Origin of the sequence: Noviluteimonas caseinilytica (genome assembly GCF_018406605.1) — a bacterium.
Taxonomy (GTDB): domain Bacteria; phylum Pseudomonadota; class Gammaproteobacteria; order Xanthomonadales; family Xanthomonadaceae; genus Noviluteimonas; species Noviluteimonas caseinilytica.
On sequence record NZ_AP024545.1, the window covers coordinates 2154360 to 2173774 of the forward strand.

Annotated in this window: 19 protein-coding genes; 9 read left to right on the forward strand and 10 right to left on the reverse strand. The window is 67.1% G+C overall.

Annotation, left to right across the window (positions count from 1 at the left end):
• Positions 1-159: 159 nt before the first annotated feature.
• Both LYSCAS_RS10495 and LYSCAS_RS10500 read right to left on the reverse strand, forming a co-directional pair.
• Positions 160-807 (reverse strand): exopolysaccharide biosynthesis protein, encoded by a 648-nt coding sequence (locus LYSCAS_RS10495; protein WP_213433990.1) that lies wholly within the window; start codon positions 805-807, stop codon positions 160-162.
• The gene (locus LYSCAS_RS10500; protein WP_213433991.1) at positions 800-2104 is read right to left on the reverse strand and encodes a hemolysin family protein; all 1305 of its coding nucleotides are present in this window, start codon (positions 2102-2104) and stop codon (positions 800-802) included. Before LYSCAS_RS10500 ends, LYSCAS_RS10495 begins: the two co-directional genes overlap by 8 nt.
• Before the next feature lie 257 nt (positions 2105-2361).
• Here LYSCAS_RS10500 and LYSCAS_RS10505 point away from each other — a divergent pair, with 257 nt between their 5' ends.
• Complete coding sequence (locus LYSCAS_RS10505) at positions 2362-2988, forward strand: DUF47 domain-containing protein (RefSeq protein WP_213433992.1); 627 nt, start codon at positions 2362-2364, stop codon at positions 2986-2988.
• Between the two features lie 14 nt (positions 2989-3002).
• Positions 3003-4124, forward strand: a complete 1122-nt coding sequence (locus LYSCAS_RS10510) for an inorganic phosphate transporter (protein WP_213433993.1) — start codon at positions 3003-3005, stop codon at positions 4122-4124.
• Positions 4125-4136: 12 nt separating this feature from the next.
• On the opposite strand, the gene LYSCAS_RS10515 is transcribed toward LYSCAS_RS10510, so the two are convergent.
• Complete coding sequence (locus LYSCAS_RS10515) at positions 4137-4547, reverse strand: hypothetical protein (RefSeq protein ID WP_213433994.1); 411 nt, start codon at positions 4545-4547, stop codon at positions 4137-4139.
• A 48-nt stretch (positions 4548-4595) separates the two neighbouring features.
• Between LYSCAS_RS10515 and LYSCAS_RS10520 the strand changes: the two genes are divergently transcribed.
• A complete protein-coding gene (locus LYSCAS_RS10520) occupies positions 4596-4940 on the forward strand; it encodes an MGMT family protein (RefSeq protein ID WP_213433995.1) in 345 nt (114 codons plus the stop codon).
• Here the strand turns inward: LYSCAS_RS10520 and LYSCAS_RS10525 are convergent.
• Positions 4937-5557 (reverse strand): 2OG-Fe(II) oxygenase, encoded by a 621-nt coding sequence (locus LYSCAS_RS10525; protein WP_213433996.1) that lies wholly within the window; start codon positions 5555-5557, stop codon positions 4937-4939. The two genes, LYSCAS_RS10520 and LYSCAS_RS10525, sit on opposite strands and share 4 nt — an antisense overlap.
• Positions 5558-5577: 20 nt before the next feature.
• Here LYSCAS_RS10525 and LYSCAS_RS10530 point away from each other — a divergent pair, with 20 nt between their 5' ends.
• Positions 5578-6258 carry a rhomboid family intramembrane serine protease gene (locus tag LYSCAS_RS10530; RefSeq protein ID WP_213433997.1) on the forward strand — a complete coding sequence of 227 codons (681 nt, stop codon included), beginning with the start codon at positions 5578-5580 and terminating at the stop codon, positions 6256-6258.
• Between the two features lie 12 nt (positions 6259-6270).
• Positions 6271-6921 (forward strand): rhomboid family intramembrane serine protease, encoded by a 651-nt coding sequence (locus LYSCAS_RS10535; protein WP_213433998.1) that lies wholly within the window; start codon positions 6271-6273, stop codon positions 6919-6921.
• 15 nt (positions 6922-6936) lie between these two features.
• On the opposite strand, the gene LYSCAS_RS10540 is transcribed toward LYSCAS_RS10535, so the two are convergent.
• On the reverse strand, positions 6937-8967 hold the full coding sequence (locus LYSCAS_RS10540; RefSeq protein ID WP_213433999.1) for a M13 family metallopeptidase: 2031 nt from the start codon (positions 8965-8967) through the stop codon (positions 6937-6939).
• A gap of 162 nt (positions 8968-9129) precedes the next feature.
• Positions 9130-11214, reverse strand: a complete 2085-nt coding sequence (locus tag LYSCAS_RS10545; RefSeq protein ID WP_213437780.1) for a M13 family metallopeptidase — start codon at positions 11212-11214, stop codon at positions 9130-9132.
• A 165-nt stretch (positions 11215-11379) separates the two neighbouring features.
• Between LYSCAS_RS10545 and LYSCAS_RS10550 the strand changes: the two genes are divergently transcribed.
• The 4 genes from LYSCAS_RS10550 to LYSCAS_RS10565 all read left to right on the forward strand — a co-directional run bounded on the left by LYSCAS_RS10550 (position 11380) and on the right by LYSCAS_RS10565 (position 14377).
• Positions 11380-12753 carry an MBL fold metallo-hydrolase RNA specificity domain-containing protein gene (locus tag LYSCAS_RS10550; RefSeq protein ID WP_213434000.1) on the forward strand — a complete coding sequence of 458 codons (1374 nt, stop codon included), beginning with the start codon at positions 11380-11382 and terminating at the stop codon, positions 12751-12753.
• A 76-nt stretch (positions 12754-12829) separates the two neighbouring features.
• Complete coding sequence (locus tag LYSCAS_RS10555; RefSeq protein WP_213434001.1) at positions 12830-13327, forward strand: hypothetical protein; 498 nt, start codon at positions 12830-12832, stop codon at positions 13325-13327.
• A 48-nt stretch (positions 13328-13375) separates the two neighbouring features.
• On the forward strand, positions 13376-13747 hold the full coding sequence (locus tag LYSCAS_RS10560; RefSeq protein WP_213434002.1) for a hypothetical protein: 372 nt from the start codon (positions 13376-13378) through the stop codon (positions 13745-13747).
• A gap of 99 nt (positions 13748-13846) precedes the next feature.
• The gene (locus tag LYSCAS_RS10565) at positions 13847-14377 is read left to right on the forward strand and encodes a dihydrofolate reductase family protein (RefSeq protein WP_213434003.1); all 531 of its coding nucleotides are present in this window, start codon (positions 13847-13849) and stop codon (positions 14375-14377) included.
• Between the two features lie 222 nt (positions 14378-14599).
• Here the strand turns inward: LYSCAS_RS10565 and LYSCAS_RS10570 are convergent, their stop codons facing one another.
• The 4 genes from LYSCAS_RS10570 to LYSCAS_RS10585 form a co-directional block, all read right to left on the reverse strand.
• Positions 14600-15574, reverse strand: a complete 975-nt coding sequence (locus LYSCAS_RS10570) for an RICIN domain-containing protein (protein WP_213434004.1) — start codon at positions 15572-15574, stop codon at positions 14600-14602.
• A gap of 168 nt (positions 15575-15742) precedes the next feature.
• Positions 15743-16573 carry a queuosine precursor transporter gene (locus tag LYSCAS_RS10575; protein ID WP_213434005.1) on the reverse strand — a complete coding sequence of 277 codons (831 nt, stop codon included), beginning with the start codon at positions 16571-16573 and terminating at the stop codon, positions 15743-15745.
• Complete coding sequence (locus tag LYSCAS_RS10580; RefSeq protein WP_244858512.1) at positions 16570-17253, reverse strand: DUF502 domain-containing protein; 684 nt, start codon at positions 17251-17253, stop codon at positions 16570-16572. The genes LYSCAS_RS10575 and LYSCAS_RS10580 overlap by 4 nt, the downstream gene beginning before the upstream one ends.
• A 38-nt stretch (positions 17254-17291) precedes the next feature.
• Entirely contained in the window at positions 17292-19274 is a 1983-nt protein-coding gene (locus LYSCAS_RS10585; protein ID WP_213434007.1) for a bifunctional serine/threonine-protein kinase/formylglycine-generating enzyme family protein, read from the reverse strand.
• Positions 19275-19415 lie beyond the last annotated feature (141 nt).

The window sequence follows — 19415 nt, forward strand, 5'->3', positions numbered from 1 at the left end:
CGGCGAAAATTCTCACCCCACCACGGGCTGGGGCATCACCTTGCGAGCCTTTTCGATCAAGGGGCCGACCTTGATTCGAGGTCGCTGGCGTGCGTGGTGACGCACGCGCAACCCAATCACTTCTTTCGCGACGAGCAAGAGCGCAGGCGCGGATTCCTGTCAGATCAGGTAGTCGATCCACTTGGTGGCCTGTGCCACGAGGGCGCCGGACAGCACGCCGAAGACGACGACTGCGATCGCGCCTGCGATCCACGCGGCCAGCATCAGTGCGCCGTCGCGTTCCAGCAGCGCGAGTGCGTATGCGAGCAGCAGGACGCCGAACAGGTAGTTCGTGAGCGGGATCGGCAGGGAGAGGAGGATGCCGAGAAGCACGAGCAACACGCCTGTCACTGCGGAGGCGATGCGCAGGTCGAGGATCTGCGGCATGCGGGGTTTGATCAGGTGTTCGAGTTTCGCCAGCCAAGGGGACATCTTGGCGTCGAACTTCTGCAATGCATGACGATGCGGGCCGCGCTTGGCGAGGAATTCCGGGAGCCAGGGCTTGCGCATGCCGATGCACAACTGCAGGCCGATCAGGATGGTCAGCGGGCCGCTGATCGCGCCGCCGATCGGGATCGGGATGAAGGCGGGCAGCACGCACGCGAACAGGAGCATGCCGAAGGCGCGGCGGCCGAGGCCCGACAGGAGATCGCGCAGGCTCAGCAGGTCGTTCGGGTCGCCGACCGCCAGGTCGTCGAGGATCGCGCGGATGCCGCGTTCGCGGACGTGCGCTTCGTCGTCGCCTTGCGTGTCGTGGGGATCAACCATCGTGGCCCACGTCCTGGATCCGCTGCAGCAGCAGCTTGTCGACGCGCGGGCCGTCGAGGTCGATCACTTCGATGCGCCAGCCTTCCCACTCGAAGTGTTCGCCGACGTTCGGGATGCGGCCGTAGTGCGCGATCGCCATGCCCGCGGCGGTGTGGTAGTCCAGCGAGTCGAGGTCGGGCAGCGGGCCGCCGCCGAGCAATTCGCGCAGGTCATCGACGGGCAACGCGCCGTCGACGAGCAGCGAGCCGTCCTCGCGCGCGATCACCATCGGTTCGCCATCCTCGGCGGCTTCGCCGGATTGCAGGCGGCCGATGATCGCGCCCATCAGGTCGGTCACGGTGACCATGCCCTGGATCTCGCCGTATTCGTCCACGACCAGCGCGATGGATTGCTGTTCTTCGCGGAAGATCTCCAGCAGCTTCAACGCGTGCGTGGATTCGGAGACGAACAGTGCGGGGCGGATGTCGCGGAACAGTTCCGGCGCGGGGTTGCCGAGTTCGTCGAGCAGCGTCTTCACTTCCAGCACGCCGATCACGTCCGAATCGTTGCCGCGATACACCGGATAGCGCGAGTAGGGCGTCTCGCGCATCGTCTGCAGGTTGGTTTCGCGGTCGGCGGCGGCGTCCAGCCAGTCGATGCGCATGCGCGGCGTCATCAGGCTGGCCGCGGTGCGGTCGCCCAGGCGCAGCACGCGATTCATCATGTTGCGTTCGTCCACGTCGATCACGCCTTGCTCGTGGCCTTCGCTCACCAGCATGCGGATCTCGTCTTCGGTGACGCCCGATTCGTTCGGCGCGCCCAGGCCCACGATGCGCATGCACAGGCGCGTGGCCGCCGACAGCGCCAGCACGAACGGCTTGGCGATGGTCGCGAAGAAATCCATCGGGTAGGCCACCACCGAAGCGATCTGCTCCGGTCGCAACGTGCCGATGCGCTTGGGCACCAGTTCGCCCAGCAGCCCGAACACGAACAGCATCACCAGGAAGCCGGTGACGAAGCCGATGTTGTCGGCGTAGGGCGCGAGCAACGGGATCTTCGCCAGCGGGACGGCGATCTTCTCGCCCATCGATTCGCCGCCGAAGTAGCCGAGCGCCAGGGTCAGCAAGCTGATCCATAGCTGCACCGCGGACAGGAAGCTCTCGGGATGCTCGGCCAGCAACAACGCCTTGGCCGCGCCGCGGCTGGTCACCGCCATGTGCTTCAGGCGCGACTTGCGGGACGTGAGCACGGCCATCTCCGACATCGCGAAGAAGCCGTTGAACAGGACGAGGACGAGGACGATCAGCAGGGCAAGCACGCGGGCGGTTCCATCCGGGGGGCGCCCGTGGGGGTCGGCGAGGCCGTGGGGCGATCGGCGGCGGCGGGTCTGGGTTCGTCCATGGGCGTGCGCAGGAGCGCGGGGCGGATCATAGCAGCCGGTCCCGTGACGTCCCGATGGCGTCCGGATGGCGTCCGGATGGCGCCCCCGGGGCGGCGACTGTCATAACCCTGTCATATGACGGACTGTCATAATGCGCGCCGCCCAGCCACCCCGCGACCGACGAGGCCTCCCGCATGTTCTCCCTGCAGACGATCTTCGGCCAGGGCAAGCAGTTCTACTCGCTGCTCAACGACGCGGCCGTCGCCGCGCACGACAGCACCCTTGCGCTCCACGAGATGCTCAAGTCCCCCGAGCGCACCCCGGGCCTGGAAGCCTTCAAGCTGGCCCGCCAGCGCGAGCGCGAGGCCTCGGACAAGATCAGCCAGGCGCTGGTCGACAGCTTCATCACCCCGATCGAGCGAGAGGACATCGAGTCGCTGGCCTCGGCGCTGTACAAGATCCCCAAGCAGGTCGAGCGCTTCGCCGACCGCTACGCGCTCGCCCGCCACCGGCTGGCCGGCATCGACTTCGCGCCGCGCGCGGCGATGCTGGAGCAGGCCGCCGGCGTGGTGGTGCAGATGGTCAAGGAACTCCCGCACCTGCGCCTTGAGCCCATGAAGGAACTCAACGATCGCCTGCGCGTGCTGGAAGCCGAAGCCGATCGCCTGATCCTCGAGCTGCACCGCGAAATCTATTCCGGCCGCCTGGACGCGAGCGAGATGTTCCTGCTCAAGGAATTCTTCGAGATCCTGGAGAAGGCGATCGACCGCTGCCGCGAAGCCGGCGTGGTCGCCTATTCGATCGCGCTCAAGAACAGCTGACGAAGGCCGCCCCGATGCTGACCCTCGTGCTGCTGGTGGTGCTGTTCGCGCTCGTGTTCGAGTTCATCAACGGCTTCCACGACACCGCCAACTCGATCGCGACCGTGGTTGCGACGAAGGTGCTGTCGCCGGGGCAGGCGGTGATCCTGGCCGCGGCGATGAACCTCCTCGGCGCGTTCTGGGGCACGGCGGTCGCCAAGACGATCTCGTCGGGGCTGGTGGATACCGACGTCGTGCACGTGTCCTCGCAGGTGCTGATCTGCGCGCTGCTCGGCGCGATCGCCTGGAACCTGATCACCTGGTGGCGCGGCCTGCCGTCCTCGTCGTCGCACGCGCTGATCGGCGGCCTGTGCGGCGCGGCATTGTCGGCGGCGCACAACAACTGGGGCGCGCTGATCTGGTCCAAGCTCGGCGACGGCGACTGGTCCACCAACAAGGGCCTGCTCTGGAAAGTGTTCCTGCCGATGGTGACCTCGCCGTTCTTCGGCTTCATCCTCGGCGCGCTGATCCTGGCCATCCTCTACGCGATCATCGCCGGCATGTTCGCCGCCGGCGGTCCGCTGCGCCGCGCCTCGCGCCCGCGCTGGGTCAACGCGTTCTTCGGCAAGGCGCAGCTCGCGTCCGCCGCGTACATGGGCTTCGCGCACGGCAGCAACGATGCGCAGAAGACGATGGGCATCATCGCGCTCGCGATCTTCGGCGCGCAGGCCACCGGCGTGCTCGACACGCTGCCGGGCTGGCTGCACTTCCTGCATCCCGATGGCGGCGAGAAGGACATCGACACCTGGATCGTCGCCACGTGCGCGCTCGTCATGGCGGCCGGCACGGCGGCGGGCGGCTGGCGCATCATCAAGACGCTGGGCCACAAGATGGTGAAGCTGCATCCCATCGACGGCTTCGCGGCGGAAACGGCGAGCGCCACCATCCTGCTCACGGCCGCGCACTTCGGCATGCCGGTGTCGACGACGCATTCGATCTCGACGTCGATCATGGGCGTGGGCTTCGCCAAGAACCCGCGCGCGCTGAAGATCACGGTGATCGAGCGCATCGTGTGGGCGTGGATCCTGACGATCCCCGCGGCGGGCGGCCTGGCTTACGTGTTGTTCCGCATCGTGGAGATGCTGGGCTGGAGCTGACGCGGCGCTGCGTTACAGCAGGTCGCCGCCCGCGGACAACGCACGTTCCATCTCGTCGCCCATGCCGCCGATCTCCAGGATCAGGCGGTCCACTTCCGACGGCGACACGCAGTCGTAGGGGCGGTTCTCGCACAGTTGCAGGTAGGGCACGCCGTCGAGTTCGCCGATGGCGAGATACCCGACGCGGCTTTCCCAGTTGAACGCGAGCGCGCGGCGCGCATCCAGGCCCGTCGTCGGCGCCACCGCGGTGCTGACTCGCAGGTAGTCGCGGCCGTCGTCGTCCTGCATTTCCGACAGGAAGATCGCCTGGTGGCGCGTGCCCTGTTCCAGCGACAACTCCACGCACATCACGTACGGCTCCGTCATCAGGATGCGGTAATCGCCACCGGCGATGTGCGTGCGGATCTGTTCGAAGTTCTGCATTGGGGGATGTTCCGGACAGCGTAGGCCGGCGGCTATGCTAGCCCCGCCATGGCCGACCTGTCTCCCGTTGATCGCATCCTTGCCGCCATCCGGGCCATTCCGCGCGGGGAAGTGGCCGGTTACGGGCACGTCGCGCGCCGCGCCGGACTGCCGGGTCGCGCGCGCATGGTCGCGCGCGTGCTGCGCGACAACACGGACCCCAAACTGCCGTGGCACCGCGTGCTGCGCTCGGATGGGCACATCGCGTTCCCACCGGATTCGGAAGGCTTCGCCGAGCAGACGCAGCGATTGCGCGCCGAAGGCGTGGACGTGCGCGATGGCCGCGTGCGCATCAGCGATTCGGTGAAGGACCTCGACGGCGACCTCGACGCGGCGCTCTGGCGCCCGCGTTAGTTGCGGGCAGGCCTGCGGCGCAGCCACGCGGCGATGCTGTAGCGCGCGTGCGTGGACGGCAGCACTTCGTGCTCGAGTTCGCTGAGGAAGCACACGCTGCCGCTGGTGGGCGCCACGTCGACGTCGCCGGCGTCGAGCGCGAGGCGCAACGCACCGCCATCGTCGAGGCCCCATCCGGGGTTGAGGTAGGTGACGAGCGAGACCACGCGCGCGTCGTCGTCGCGGAAGCGATCGCGATGCCGCGTGTAACGCGCGCCGGCCGGATAGGCGGCGTAGTGCGCTTCCACGTGGTCCAGGCCCTGGAACAGGCGCCGGTTCAGCGCGACGCACAACGCGCCGAGCGCGCCGAGATAATCGGCCGCGGCCAGGCCCGCGCGCGGATCGTCGAGCCAGAGCGTCGCATCGCCGCGCGTGGCCGCATGGTGGGCCAGCCCGGTGCCGCGGCCGACCGAGGCGGGCACGAACGGGAGATCTTCACGCAGGCGCAGCAGGTCGGTGCGCAGGGCGGCGCTGGCGGCGTCGCCGGGGAAGCCTTGCAACCGACAGGCACCGTGCGTCCGCAATGCATCGGCGAGGGCATCGGGATCGCGGACGTCGACATCGGGCAGCAGGGACATGTCGCTATCATAGGCCCCGCATGGTCCCCCGCCTGATTGCCAGCATCCCGCGCGCCGTGAAGGCGCTGCTGATCGCGAACGCCCTCGTGTTCGTGCTGCAGCTGTTCGCCAACGCGGCGTTGATGAACGTGTTCGCGTTGTGGCCGCTGCCGTTCGGCGTCGGCGGCCGTGTCGACTATCCGCCGTTCATGCCGTGGCAGCTGGTGAGCTACGCCTTCCTGCACGGCGACTTCGGGCACCTGTTCTTCAACATGCTCGCGGTGCTGATGTTCGGCGCGCAGCTGGAATACGAGTGGCGCGAGAAGCGCTTCATCACCTACTGGATGCTCTGCATCATCGGCGCGGGCGTGTGCCAGCTGCTGATGCAGACGTTCGTGTCGCCGGGCGCGGCGATCGGTGCATCGGGCGGCGTGTATGGCCTCATCCTCGCCTTCGCGGTGAAGTACCCGCACCAGCGCGTGATGATGTTCCCGCTGCCGATCCAGATGAGCGCGCGCACGATGGCGATCGGTTACGCCGTCGCCGCGCTGCTGTACGGCGTGTTCGGTTCGCAGGAAGGCGTGGCGCACTTCGCGCACCTGGGCGGCATGCTCACGGGCTGGATCGTGCTGCGCTACTGGCGGCAGGAGCCGCCGTTCGGGAAGTGGCGCCGGAAGAAAGTGGTGCCGAAGAAGAAATCGCACCTGCGCGTCGTGCACTGAGCAAGGATCGGCATGGCCTCGCGGTTTCCGCCCGTCACCAAACTCCTGCTGATCGCCAACATCGCGATCTACGCGCTGGAGTGGTTCCTGCGCGATTCGCCGATCCTGGATTCGCTTGCGCTGTGGCCGATCGGCGCGGAGCAACTCGGCGCGCCGCCGTTCATGCCGTGGCAGCTGGTGACGTATGCGTTCCTGCACGATCCGTCGAGTCCGACGCACCTGTTGTTCAACATGTTCGCGCTGTGGATGTTCGGCGCGCCGCTGGAAGAAACGTGGGGCAGCCGGCGCCATGCGGCGTACTACGCGATCTGCATCGTCGGGGCAGGCGTGCTGCAACTGGTCGTGGGCTGGTGGCAGCTGCAGCACGGCGCGCAGATCGGGCCGGCGATCGGTGCCTCGGGCGGCGTGTTCGGCCTGTTGCTGGCCTACGGGATGCTGTTCCCGAACAACCGCGTGATGTTGATCATTCCGCCGATCCCGATGAAGGCGCGCACGTTCGTCGTGCTGTACGGCCTCGGCGAGTTGTTCCTCGGCGTGTCGGGCTTCCAGCCCGGCGTCGCGCACTTCGCGCACCTGGGCGGCATGTTGTTCGGGTGGCTGACGATCCGCTACTGGCGCGGCCAACCGCCGTTCGGCAGACCGAAGCCGCGCATCAACGGGTGATGCGCGGCGGGTGCATCACGGCCAGATCCGCACCGGATCCTTCGACACCATCGCGCTGCCGGCCTTGCATGCATACGCTTCGCCGAAGGCGGGCAGGTTCATCAGCGGACCGTTGACGCGCCACTGGCCCGGGGCGTGCACCGTGGTGGCGGCGCGCGCCGTCGCGGCCTGCAGGCTTTCGCTCTGCGCCCAGAGGCTGGCCCAGCCTTCGAAGAAGGATTTCTGCGTGGCCGCATCGGCGGCGCTGTTGGCGTTGCGCCACGCATCCCACGCGAGTTCGAGGCCCGACAAATCGCCGAGGTTCGCATCGCGCGTCTGCGTGCCGTTGACCTTCATGCCCTTGATCGCCGGTTCGTCGAACGCGCCGTACTGCGCGACCACGCGCTGGCCGAGTGCATTCCACGCATCGTTCTCGGCGGGCGTCCACCAGTCGCGGATCTTGCCGGAGGCATCGATCAGGCGGCCCTTGTTGTCGACCGCGTGCCCGAGTTCCATGCCGACGAGCGCACCGAACGCGCCGTACTGCGACGGGCTCGGATCGTTGGCGTCGAACACCGGGTCCTGCAGCATCGCGGCGGTGACGATCAATCGGTTCTGCGCGATGTCGTAGGCGAGCGTTGGCTGCTGCGGCAACACATCCCAGCGACGATCCGCGTTGCCGCGGCCGATGCGCTTCATTTCCTCGCGATGGCGCCAGGTGGAGGCGATCAGCATGTTGCCGCCGAAGCTGCCACGGCCCATCGGTTGCACGGTGTAGTCGAGGTCGCGATGCGGCGTGCCGATCTCGATCGACAGCTTGGCGAGCTTGGCCTTCGCTTCGGTCTTCGCCGACGCGCCCATCCACGGGCTGCGATCCACGGCGCGGCCAAGCGCATCGCGCACTTCACCGGCGATCTTTTCCGCGGATTGCTTCGTCGCCGCCGGCATGTAGCGCGCCGCGTATTCCTTGCCGACCATCGGGCCGGCCGCGGTGTTCATCGCGTCGAGCACCTGGCGCCAGCGTTCCGGTGGCGTGGATTGCCCGCGCAGCACGCGGCCGCGGAAGTCGAATTCCGCATCGCGCCACGCCTTGCTGAGGTAAGGCGCCATCGCGTCGCCGACATGGAAGCGCAGGTACGCCTGCCATTGCGCCGGCGGCAACGTCGCGGCCATCGCATCGAGTTGCGCGAACAGCTGCGGGTTGGCGATCGACACCGTGTCGTCGTTGATGCCCTGCGCCTTCAGGAATTCCGCGAGCTGCAGGCGCTTGTAGGTCTTGCCGAGATCCTTGCTGGCCTGTGGCGCGTAGTTGGCGCCGTAATCGCGCAACGATACGAGCGGCTTGCTGGCCTGCGCGATGCGCGTTTCCAGGTCGATGACGAGCTTCGCATCCGCGGCCAGGCGCGCCTGCGGCGTGCCGGACAGCAACAGGATCTTCTGCACGTACGCGTCGTAGCGCGTCATCACCGCGCGCGTGTCGGCGTCGGTGCGCGTGTAGAACGCCGGATCGACGAGGCCGAGGCCGCCCTGGCTCAAATATCCGATGTGGCGGTTGAGGTCGCGCAGGTCGATGTCGGCGCCGAAGTTGAACGCGACCGGGATGCCCACCTGGTGCAGCGCGGCGATCGCCGGCGGGATGTCCTTCGCGCGCTTGATGCCGTCGATGCGCGAGAGCAGCGGTGCGACGGGATTGGCGCCGTCGCGTTCCACCGCGGCTTCGTCCAGGCCGCTGGCCCAGAAATCACCGAGCAACTTCTGCACGTTGCCCTGCGGCATGCGCATCGCGTTGTCCAGCAAATCGCGCTGCTGCTGCACGCTCTTCTCGACCAGTTCGCCCATGGCGGACGTCGCGCCCGTGGCGGGCGCGGGATGCGCCGTCAGCCACGCCGCATCGGCGACGCTGTAGAAATCGGAACAGACGGTGGCGGCGGGCGGGGCCTTCGGTTTCGCGGCGGCCTTTTTCTTCTTCGCGGCGAGCGCGTCGGAAGCGCCGGTGCCGGCGAGCAAGGCCACGACCAGGGCCATCGACAAGGGACGCAGGGAAAGGGTCTGAAGGCCTCGGGACATCGCGTACTTCCTGTCGGAAAAGTGTCGCGAGTGTAGCAAGGGGGGTGGGGCGGGCCGGATGAATGGCCGGGGCGGGGGTCACGGAATCGGAACACGGATGGTGGCCCCAAAAAGAAAGCCCGGATTTCTCCGGGCTTCCTCCTGCATCCAGATCGACGCGACTTACCAGATGACGATTTTCTTCCCGTCGCCGCGCACCATCGAATCGCCGGCCTTGCACGAGAACGCCGCGGCGAACTCCGGCATGTTCGACGGCGCCGCGATTGCGCGGAAGTTCGCCGGTGCGTGTTCGTCGGTCGCGATGCGCGACTTGAGCTCCTTGTCCGTGAAGCTGCGGCGCCACACGGTGCCGAAGTTCAGGAAGAAGCGCTGGTCGCGCGAGAGGCCGTCGGTCATCGGGTCCGGCGTGCCTTCGGTGGCCTTCTTCATCGCCGAATAGGCGACGTTGAGGCCGCCGAGGTCGGCGATGTTCTCGCCCAGCGTCAGGTTGCCGTTGACGTGCATGCCCGGGGCGGCTTCGTACGCGTTGAACTGGTCGACGATCATGCCGGTCAGGTTCTTGAAGCCCTTCGCGTCGGCGTCGGTCCACCAGTTCTCGAAGTTGCCCGTCGGCCCGAAGCGGCTGCCCTGGTCGTCGTAGCCGTGGATCATTTCGTGGCCGATCACCGCGCCGATGCCGCCGTAGTTGGTGGCGTCGTCGGCCTTGGCGTCGAAGAACGGCGGCTGCAGGATCGCGGCCGGGAAGACGATCTCGTTGCGCTGCGAGCTGTAGTACGCGTTGACCGTCTGCGGGCTCATGCCCCACTCGGTCTTGTCGACCGGCTTGCCGATCTTGCCCAGCTGCCACTTGTAGTTGAACTCGTTGGCGGCCAGCACGTTGCCGATGTAGCTGTCGCGCGAGGTCTCCAGGCCCGTCCAGTCGCGCCACTTGTCGGGGTAACCGATCTTCGGCGTGAACGCGGCCCACTTCTCCAGTGCCTTCTTCTTCGTCTCCGGGCTCATCCACGCCAGGTTCTCGATGCGGCCCTTGAGCGAGTCGCGCAGGTTCTGCACGAGCTTCTCCATGCGCGCCTTCGATTCGGCGGGGAAGGCCACCTTCACGTACATCTGGCCCAGCGCTTCGCCGGCCTGGCCGTTGAGGGTGCGCAGCACGCGCTTCCAGCGCGCCTTCATTTCCTTCTGGCCCTTGAGCTTGGCGTTGTAGAAGTCGAAGTTCTCCTGCACGAAGGCCTTCGACAGGTACGGCGAGGCCTCGTCGATCGTGTGGAAGCGCAGGTAGCTCTTCCACTGGTCGACCGGCGTGTCGGCCAGCATCTTGTCGACTTCCTTGTGGAACTCCGGCATCGCCAGCGAGAACATCTTCTGCGGCGCGACGCCCTGCGATTCGAAGAACTTCGTCCACGGGAAGTGCGGCGTCATCTTGTCGGCGTCGGCCATCGACACCGGGTTGTAGAAGATCGACACGTCGCGCTGCATCTGCTCGCTCGACTTGGAGACCTTCGCCAGGCGCGTCTCGAACGCCATCACGTCCTTCGCCTGCTTGGCGGCGGTGGTGGCGTCGGTGCCGGACAGCTCCAGCACCTTGGCGATGTGCGCTTCGTAATCGGCGCGCTCGCCCTTGTACTTGGGATCGAAGTAGTACTCGCGATCCGGCAGGCCCAGGCCGCCCTGCGTCGCGTAGGCGATGTTGTTCGCCGAATCCTTGAAGTCCGCGTCCGAGCCGAAGCCGAACACGTAGCCTTCGCCCTTCGCAGCCGACGTGCGCAGGTAATCGGCGACGGCATCGCCGTTGGCCAGCGCGTCGATCTCCGACAGGCGGCCGGCGAGCGGCTTGATGCCCTGGGCTTCGATCTTGGCTTCGTCCATGCCGGTCGACCAGATGTCGCCGACGATCTTCTCGACGCCGGTCGCCTTCGCATCGGCGGCGGCCTGTTCGGCCAGCTGCTGCTGCACGGCGGTGGAGCGCTCGTCGATCATCTCGAACGCGCCCCACGAGGTGCGGTCGCCCGGGATCGCGTTGGCGGCGAGCCACTTGCCGTTGACGTAACCGTTGAAGTCGGTGCACGCGTTCTTCGACGCGTCGATTTCGTTCTTGTTGAACGACACCAGCGCCGGCAGCTTGGATTCGTCGAGGGTCAGCGCGGGCGCGGCGGCGGCGGAAGCCGGGGCGGCAGGCGCATCGGTATTGGCGGCGCCTTCTTTCTTGCACGCCGCGAGCGCGGCGACGACGGACAGGGACAGCAGCAGGACGCGGGGTGTACGGGTCACGGGCAACTCCGTTGGATGGGTTCGGACGGCGGAAAGGCAGCGGCCGACTCTACCGGCTGCCGGGGGGTCACAGGGGTGTCGAAGGTCATGGCCGTCACGGGGGGCCGTGTTAAGTTTTCGACACCTTCACGAGGGGTGATCGGCATGCGCGTGCATTTCCATGGAGCGGCCGGCGAGGTGACCGGCTCGATGCACGAGGTCGAAGCGGCCGGGCACCGGATCCTGCTGGACTGCGGCCTCATCCAGGGCAGCCGGGAGGCCGAGGCGCGCAACGTCGCGCCCTTCGGGTTCGATGCGACGGCGCAGGACGCCCTCGTGGTGAGCCACGCGCACATCGACCACATCGGGCGCATCCCGCTGCTGGTGAAGCGGGGGTTCCGCGGGCCGATCTACGCGCAAGGGGCCACGGCGGACCTGATGCCGATCATGTTGCTCGACGCCGCGTCGCTGCAGGAGGGCGAAGCCGAGCGCGCGAACCGCCACCGGCCCGCCGGCATGCCGCCGATCGTGCCGCTGTATTCCAAGGACGATGTCGTCGCGGCGATGAAGCAGGTGAAGCCGCTGCCGTACGACACGTGCACCACGATCGCGCCGGGCGTCGACATTGCCTTCCGCGATGCGGGGCACATCCTCGGCTCGAGCATCGTCGAGCTGTGGGCCGACGGAAAGAAGCTGGTGTTCTCCGGCGACCTCGGTCCGGTCGGCACGCCGATCCTGCGCGACCCCACGCAGATCAGGCAGGCGGACGTCGTGCTGATGGAATCGACGTACGGCGACCGCAACCATCGCGAACGCATGGGCACCGTGCACGAGCTTGGCGAAATCTTTGCCACCGCCGCGCGCGAGAAGGGCAACGTGCTGATCCCCGCGTTCGCGGTGGGGCGCTCGCAGGAATTGCTGTACTGGTTCGCGCAGTACTGGGACGAGTGGCAGCTGTCGAAGTGGCAGGTGTTCCTCGACAGCCCGATGGCCGCCAAGGTCATGCGCGTGTACGACCAGCATTCGGAATTGTTCGACGACGCCGCGCGGCGCGTGTGGCAGGACAAGCCGCATCCGTTCAAGTTGCCGAACCTGCACGTCAGCGAATCGATCGAGGATTCGATGGCGATCAACCGCCTCGAAGGCGGCGCGATCATCATCGCCGGCAGCGGCATGGCCAACGGCGGCCGCATCGTGCACCACCTCAAGCACAACCTCGGGCGGCGCAACGCGCACGTGGTGTTCGTTGGTTACCAGGCGCAGGGGACGATGGGGCGCAAGCTCGTCGATGGTGCGCAGTGGGTGCGCATCCACGGCAAGGACTATCGGGTGAATGCGCAGCGGCACACGGTGGGTGGCTTGTCGGCGCATGCGGACCAGAGCGGGTTGCTGGCGTGGTATGGCGCGTTCGAGAACGCACCGCCGCTGGTGCTGGTGCATGGCGAAGACAAGGCGCGCGAGACGCTGGCGGGGGAGATCTTCGAACGCTCGGGGCGCAAGGTGCAGCTGGCGCGGCCGGGGGAGTGGATCGATGCGTGAGGCGCTGTTGCGAAGCCGGCGCCGTCCTGGCCCCGCGCTCGCGGACCAATGAATCCATTTTGATCAAGGAGCTTCGATGCGCCCGCACCTGCTCTCCGCCTTCCTTGCGATTTCGGTCGCCGCCTGCGCGACGTCATCGGCAGGGGTCTCCGCGGACTGGAAGCCCGACCCCGGCGTCACCGACATCGTGGGAAGGAATGCCGCCATCGCGATGTCCGAGAATCTGCAGGTCCAGCGGTTGATCCGGCAGGGGAAGACCCAGGAAGCGCTGGAGGTGCTGGACGCGGGCTTGTCCCTCGAGCTCGTCATGATGCTCAACGCCGACCCCGTGATGCCGAAGGGCGACCGGTATTTCGACCTTCGCGACCGTGACCTGCGCCAGTTGAAACAGCACTGGCTGGAACATCGCCCGATGTACGTCCACGAAGACATGCTCGCGTACATCGAAGCCGCCTGCACGCGCATGGGCGATTGCGAGAAAGGCACGATCGCGCCGTCGCTCACGAGCGAGCAGGTGCGCGAACAGGTCGAGCAGGGCGTCTGCTGCGCGCTGCCGGAAACCGAAGAGCGATAAGGGGCGCCACTGCGGCCCAAGCGCGTCGACACCCGTTGAAGGAACGTCATGCAGCGCACCTGGCGGCACCTCTACGCCGCGATCCCCTTGTTGATCATCGTGGCGTTGATCGTAGTTTCGTGCTGGCGATCGCCGCAGGCCAGCCAGGCCGGCGCGATTGCGCGCGGCGAGACGATCGTGCGGGCGATCGATGCGTACGCAGGGGACAACGATCGATACCCGGCGCAGCTCCTGGACCTCGTACCGAAATATCTGCCGGAAGCGCCAGGGAGCGGGGCCGGTGCGTATCGCGTGGACTACACGCGCCAGGACTACGGCACCTATCAGCTGGACATCGGTTACGACGGGCCTGGTGTCAACAACTGCACGTACGACCCCGCGCGAGCGCCGGAAGGGTGGAAGTGCGGCGGACATTTTTGAAGCCGTTGCACCGAACGGTGCAGCCGCAATGTCCGGTTCGATTCGGGAAGACTGCAAACCATCTGTTCTTGCTCAACCACCCCGGCGAGGAGAATGCCCATGGCGAAGATCATCTTCGGTTTGAACCAATCCCTCGACGGCTACGTCGACCACGAGGCCTTTCGGCCCAGTCCCGTACTCTTTCGCCACTTCATCGAACTGGTGCGTGGGATGACGGCCAGCGTTTACGGCCGACGCACCTACGAGGTGATGCGCTATTGGGACGAAAACCAGCCGGATTGGGGCGCGGAGGAACGCGAGTTCGCGGCGGTGTGGCGAAGCCATCCCAAGTGGGTCGTGTCGCGCTCGCTGAAGTCGGTCGGCCCCAATGCCACCCTGGTCGCCGATGATCTGGAGCCAGTGATTCGCAAGCTGAAGGCCGATCTCGCCGGGGACATCGAAGTCGCCGGCCCCGACCTGGCGCGCAGCCTGACCGACCTGGGCCTCATCGACGAATACCGGCTCTACCTCCACCCCGTCGTGCTGGGCCACGGCAAACCGTTCTTTGCGGGCGCTCGCCCGCCGCTCCGCCTGCTGGCCAGCACGTTGATCGACGACGTCGTGATTCGGTTGACGTACGTGCCTGCCTGACTCAACGCGCTACTGCGTTCTGAACCCCGGTGTTTCTTCTGACGACCGGTATCGGCCCGGAGCGCACATTCGCCCCCTCACTGAATCCTGCGTCAGAGCGCGTGCCACACGAGTTAAAGTTCCCGATCCGTATGCGGTGTCTCCCACTTGGAGATCCAGCAAAACGAAACACCTGCGCGCTCCGCGGTCTTCTTGAAGCCCTCGACCTCCGCCTGCGTCGCCTCAACGCACGCAGGACACGAGTGCCTGCCGGACTTTTTCGCCGCGCGTGACCCAGGTTTCGTCCGCGAGATTGTCCGGCCAGAGCTGCAAGTGCTGGACGTAGGAACCCGCGGGCCGTTCGTGCGACGACCAGTGTTGTGCGTTCACCCAGCCGAGGCGTTCCAGCGAGGCGCCGCCCTTCGATGCCGCCGTGGGCTGCCAGGCATTCAGGAACACGGTGAACTCGGTCTTCGTCGGCAGGCGCCAGTTCGCGAGGCCCTGCACGACCAGGCGCTCGCACAGGTTGGCGCCCACGTCGCGCTCGTGGAGCACGAAGGGCTTGTAATAACCGGTCTCGTAGGAACGCACGCCCGCGATGCCGAACCGGTCGGCTTCCTGCGGCGTGAGCGGGCGCGCGAAGAGGAGCGATCCCGCCCCCGTGCGCGTGTCCGCCGTGGTGACGCGGCCGGGTACATCGCCGATGGCGACGATGGCGTCCTTGCGTTCCCATGTCCAATCCTGGTTGGCGCCGCCGTTGCACGCCCACGTGCCCACCTTCGGCCCGTATTGCCAGTTGGCATACAGCACGTCGAGGCACTTCCACTGGCTGTTCGCGGACAGGCCCTGGATGCGCGCGCCGTTGAACAACCACAGCTGGTTGACCTGCGGGGTGGGGATGCGCGGGTAGGTGATGACGTTCGTCTGCGCGCCCTCCACGTCCAGCACGCGACCCCCGACATAGTTGCGGATGTAATGCAGGCCGGCCGCTCCGTGCCATCCCGGTGCGCGTTCGACGTACCACAGCTGGTTCTTCGCGCCGGTGGCCGGGCGCATCGCGACGGGAGACACGTGGTAGCGCTGGCTGGCGGCGTCGCCCTCGGCCGTGAGCACGTGGCCGTTGATCTTCGACTTGATGACGTAGAAGTGGCCCGGTTCGTAGGCGAAGGCAGCGACGGGCGCGGCGAGCAGCGACAGTGCAAGCATCGATCGTTTCATGGGAGCTCCGGCACGGAATCGTGCGATGGAGTGTCCGCCTGCGCGCAACGCGCGTCGTGTCGACTTCGCAGCGACGTGCGCGCGATTGCTCTGCGATGTCGCGGTGAAGTCAGTCGCAGCGCTGCAATTTCGCCAAGGCCGCGATGTCGACGATTCGCATCGCGCGCATCAAGCCGCGGCCGCGGCCTCGCGCAACGCGTCCGCCCGCGCTTCACCGAGGTACCGGACGATCGCGCCCTTCGCGATGTAGATCAGCGGGATCAGCACGATCGCCGCCAGCATCTTGTACGCGTAGTTCACGGTGCTCACCGCGAGGAACAGCGAGATCGGCCAGTGCTGCGGGCCAATCACGAAGGCGATGTACAACACGACGAAGCTGTCCACCAGTTGCGACACCGCAGTGGAGCCCGTCGCGCGCAACCACACGTGGCGGCCACCGGTGCGCCTGCGGATGTGGTGGAACACGGAGACGTCGATCAGCTGGCCTATCAGGAACGCGATCACCGAGCCGCCGATCGTCCACAGGCCCTGCCCGAACACCGCGGCGAACGCGGCCTGGTAATCCGGCACGCCCTGCGATTGCGCGGCGCTCACCCACCAGCCGGCGGGCGCGAGCGAGATGGCGGCGAACGCGAACGCGAAGCCGTACACGATCAGCACCACCGCGATCCACGAAATCATCCGCACGCCGCGGCGCCCGAAGAATTCATTGATGACGTCGGTGAAGATGAAGACCATCGGCCACAGCAGCGTGCCGGCGGTGAAACTCAGCGAGCCTTGCTGCCCGAACAGGTTCCACTGGAACGGGTTGATCCCGAGCGTGTCTTCGAGCGCGAAGATCTTGACGCCGATGAACTCGGCGAGCACCGCGTTGACGCAGAAGAACGCGGCGAGCGCGATGAACAATTTCGTCGCGCGATCGGCGAGCGGGTGGGTGGCGGCGAACTTGGCCGCGGTTTCGAGACGCTGGACTTCGACTTCCGCTGCCGGCGTGCTCATGCGCGCGGCAAGGCGTCTTGCTGCGTCGCGCCCGAGGGCGTGAACGGAATCGTGTCCGGCGACACCGCGCCACCGGAAATGATGAAGCTCATCGCCTGGTCCACCGTCCAGTCGGTGGGCGTCATCTTCTCCACGGGCACGATCTCCAGGTAACCGGATGTCGGGTTGGGCGTGGTGGGCACGTACACCGCGGCCAGTTCGCGCCCGGTGCCTTCCTCGCGCATCACCTTGGTGACGAAGCCGAGCGTCTTCATTTCCTTGTGCGGGAAATCGATCAGCACCACGCGCTGCGTGCCGTCGGGCTTGGTTTGCAGGATGTCGAGCAGCTGGCGCGCGCTGCCGTAGATCGTGTTGGCCAGCGGGATGCGCTTGACCAGGCCTTCGAACCACCCGAGCAGCGTCTGGCCGACGACGCGTTGCGCCATGAAGCCGGAGAGCAGGATCACAGCGAGCGTAGCAACCAGCGCGATGGCGGTGATCACCCACGGATCGGCGAGCCAGGCCATGCGCGGATCACCCGCGGCGGCGTTGGCGAGCAACGGACCGATCAGCGGCCGGCTCGTATCCGACAACAGCACGAACACGAACTTGACCACCACCCACGTCAGCCAGATCGGCAACAGGGTGAGCAGGCCGGCGAGAAACAGGCGTTTGAGGCTGGGGCGGGGGGCTTTGCGCATGCGGCGCATTGTAGAGCCGCGATGCGGAGTGCAGGACCTCAGTCGCGCACGAGGCGCAAGCCGACGTCGTCGTACCCGCGCGACCGCTCGATCGTGCGCGGGCGCGGGCCCCGCCAGCCGGTGCCGGCGATGGAGCCGTCGCGCAGCCAGGCGGCCACGTTGCGACCGCCCGCGGGCGAAGGCGGCATCGACTGCAGTTCGCTGCTGCTCGGCAGGCGCATGTGCTGGCCGTTGCGCGCGGCCCAGTGCACGTAGGCGGTGGCGTCGTCGTACGAGATGCAGACGACCGGTTGCGCGTCGGTCTGTTCGAAGCCCGGCGTCTTCCAGTCGCGCGGCTTGACCAGGCGCAGCAGCGACAGCTTTTCGCGGCACAACGCGGACGGGCGACCGGTGGCGGCGGCGAAGCGCGCGTATTCGGCGCGCGTCACGGCATGCACGGCGGTCGGCGCAGCGCCGGCATTGGCCACCAGTTCCACTTCATCCGCCGCGACGGGCGTGGCGATCTTCTCGGCGCGCGCGCGCAACGCATCGGCCAGGCCCTGGTCGCCGGCGAATTCGTTCGCCAGCGAGGCGGTGGCCAACGCGTCGGTGCGATCGCGTTTGTTCTCGGCGTTGGCCATGCGGCGGCGCAAGGCCTCGGCGGCCTTGTCATGCATGCCGCGCAGCGCTTCGGTGCCGACGGGCGCGGTGCGGTTGGCCATCTGCGTCGCGCGATCGAGGTATTCGCGCGCCTTGTCTTCGTCGCCCTGGCGCAGGCGCGTGGCCATCTCGTCGCCGAGCGCACCGACCACCGCCATCACGAGCGGCGCGAGGCCTTCGTGCGTCGGGTCGGCGTCCCACGCGGCGAGCGTGCTGTCGTAGGCGTTGTCGCCCTTGGGCGAGGTGATCTTGCGCGCGGCGAGCTGCGTCTGGCCTTGCGTCACCCAGTCCTGCGCCGGGGATTCCGGCGGCGGCGTGAGCATGTGGTCGACCGGATCCGACGGGATCGTCGGCAACGTCGCCACGGGCTGCACGCGGAAGAAGTTGTCCATCGCGTTGGCCGGATCGTGCTGCAACGCCACGCCGATCATCGCCGCCGCCAGCAACCCGCCGCCGATCATCAACGGCTTCGGCATCTGGCGCATGCGGCGCATCAGCATGGCCGCGTTCGACTGGATCACTTCGAACGAGAAGCCGCCGCGCTCGATGCGATCGAGTGCTTCGAGCATCTGCTGCGCGCTGCGGAAGCGCGTGGCGGGCGACTTGGACATCGCGCGGTCGATGAAGCGCTGCCAGTGCATCAGTTCGGCGGGCAGGCGCGGGATCGGATCCTTCGCGTGCATCACCGCCATCGACAGCGCGTCACCGGCGTTGAAGGGCAGCGAACCGGTGAGCATTTCCCAGGCGAGCACGCCGATGCTGTACAGGTCCGCGCGGCTGTCGACTTCTTCGCCGCGCGCCTGTTCCGGCGGCATGTACGCCGTGCTGCCGACCGCGAGGCCGGTCATCGTGAGGCGCGGGTTGACGCCCTTGCGCAGGGCAATGCCGAAGTCGGCGAGCTGCGGGCGCTCGGCGTCGTCGAACAACACGTTCTCCGCCTTGACGTCGCGATGCACCACGCCGCGCACGTGCGCGTAGTCGAGGGCTTCGAGCAACGCGCGCAGGGTGGCGATGATGCGCGTCTGGTCGTGCGAGATGCCGTGCTGGCGCGTGATGCGCGTGCCGAGGTGTCCGCGGCCGAGGTACGGCATCGCGTAATAGGGCAGGTCGTCCTTGGTGCGGCCGACGTCGTAGATGCCGACGATGTTCGGATGGTCGAGGCGGGCGATGGTGCGGGCTTCGTTCTCGAAGCGGCGGCGGCTCACTTCATCGGCCAGCGCTTCGGGCAGCATCACCTTCACGGCAACCTTGCGATCGAGCGACTCCTGTTCGGCCAGGTACACCGTGGACATGCCGCCCTGGCCGATTTCGCGCAGGAGGCGATAACCGGCGATGCGCGGCATGGCATTGGCAGCGTCGTTGTGCGACGTCTCCACGTTCATCCAGTACGGTCCCCTTATCCGTGGCCGGAGAATACGCCGCCGAGCTTGATTGCGGAATGCGGCGCATCACCGGCGGCACGCGCATCGCAGAACCATTCAGCGAGCGGTTGGGGGCCGGCCGGCGCAAAACGTCGCGCTTTT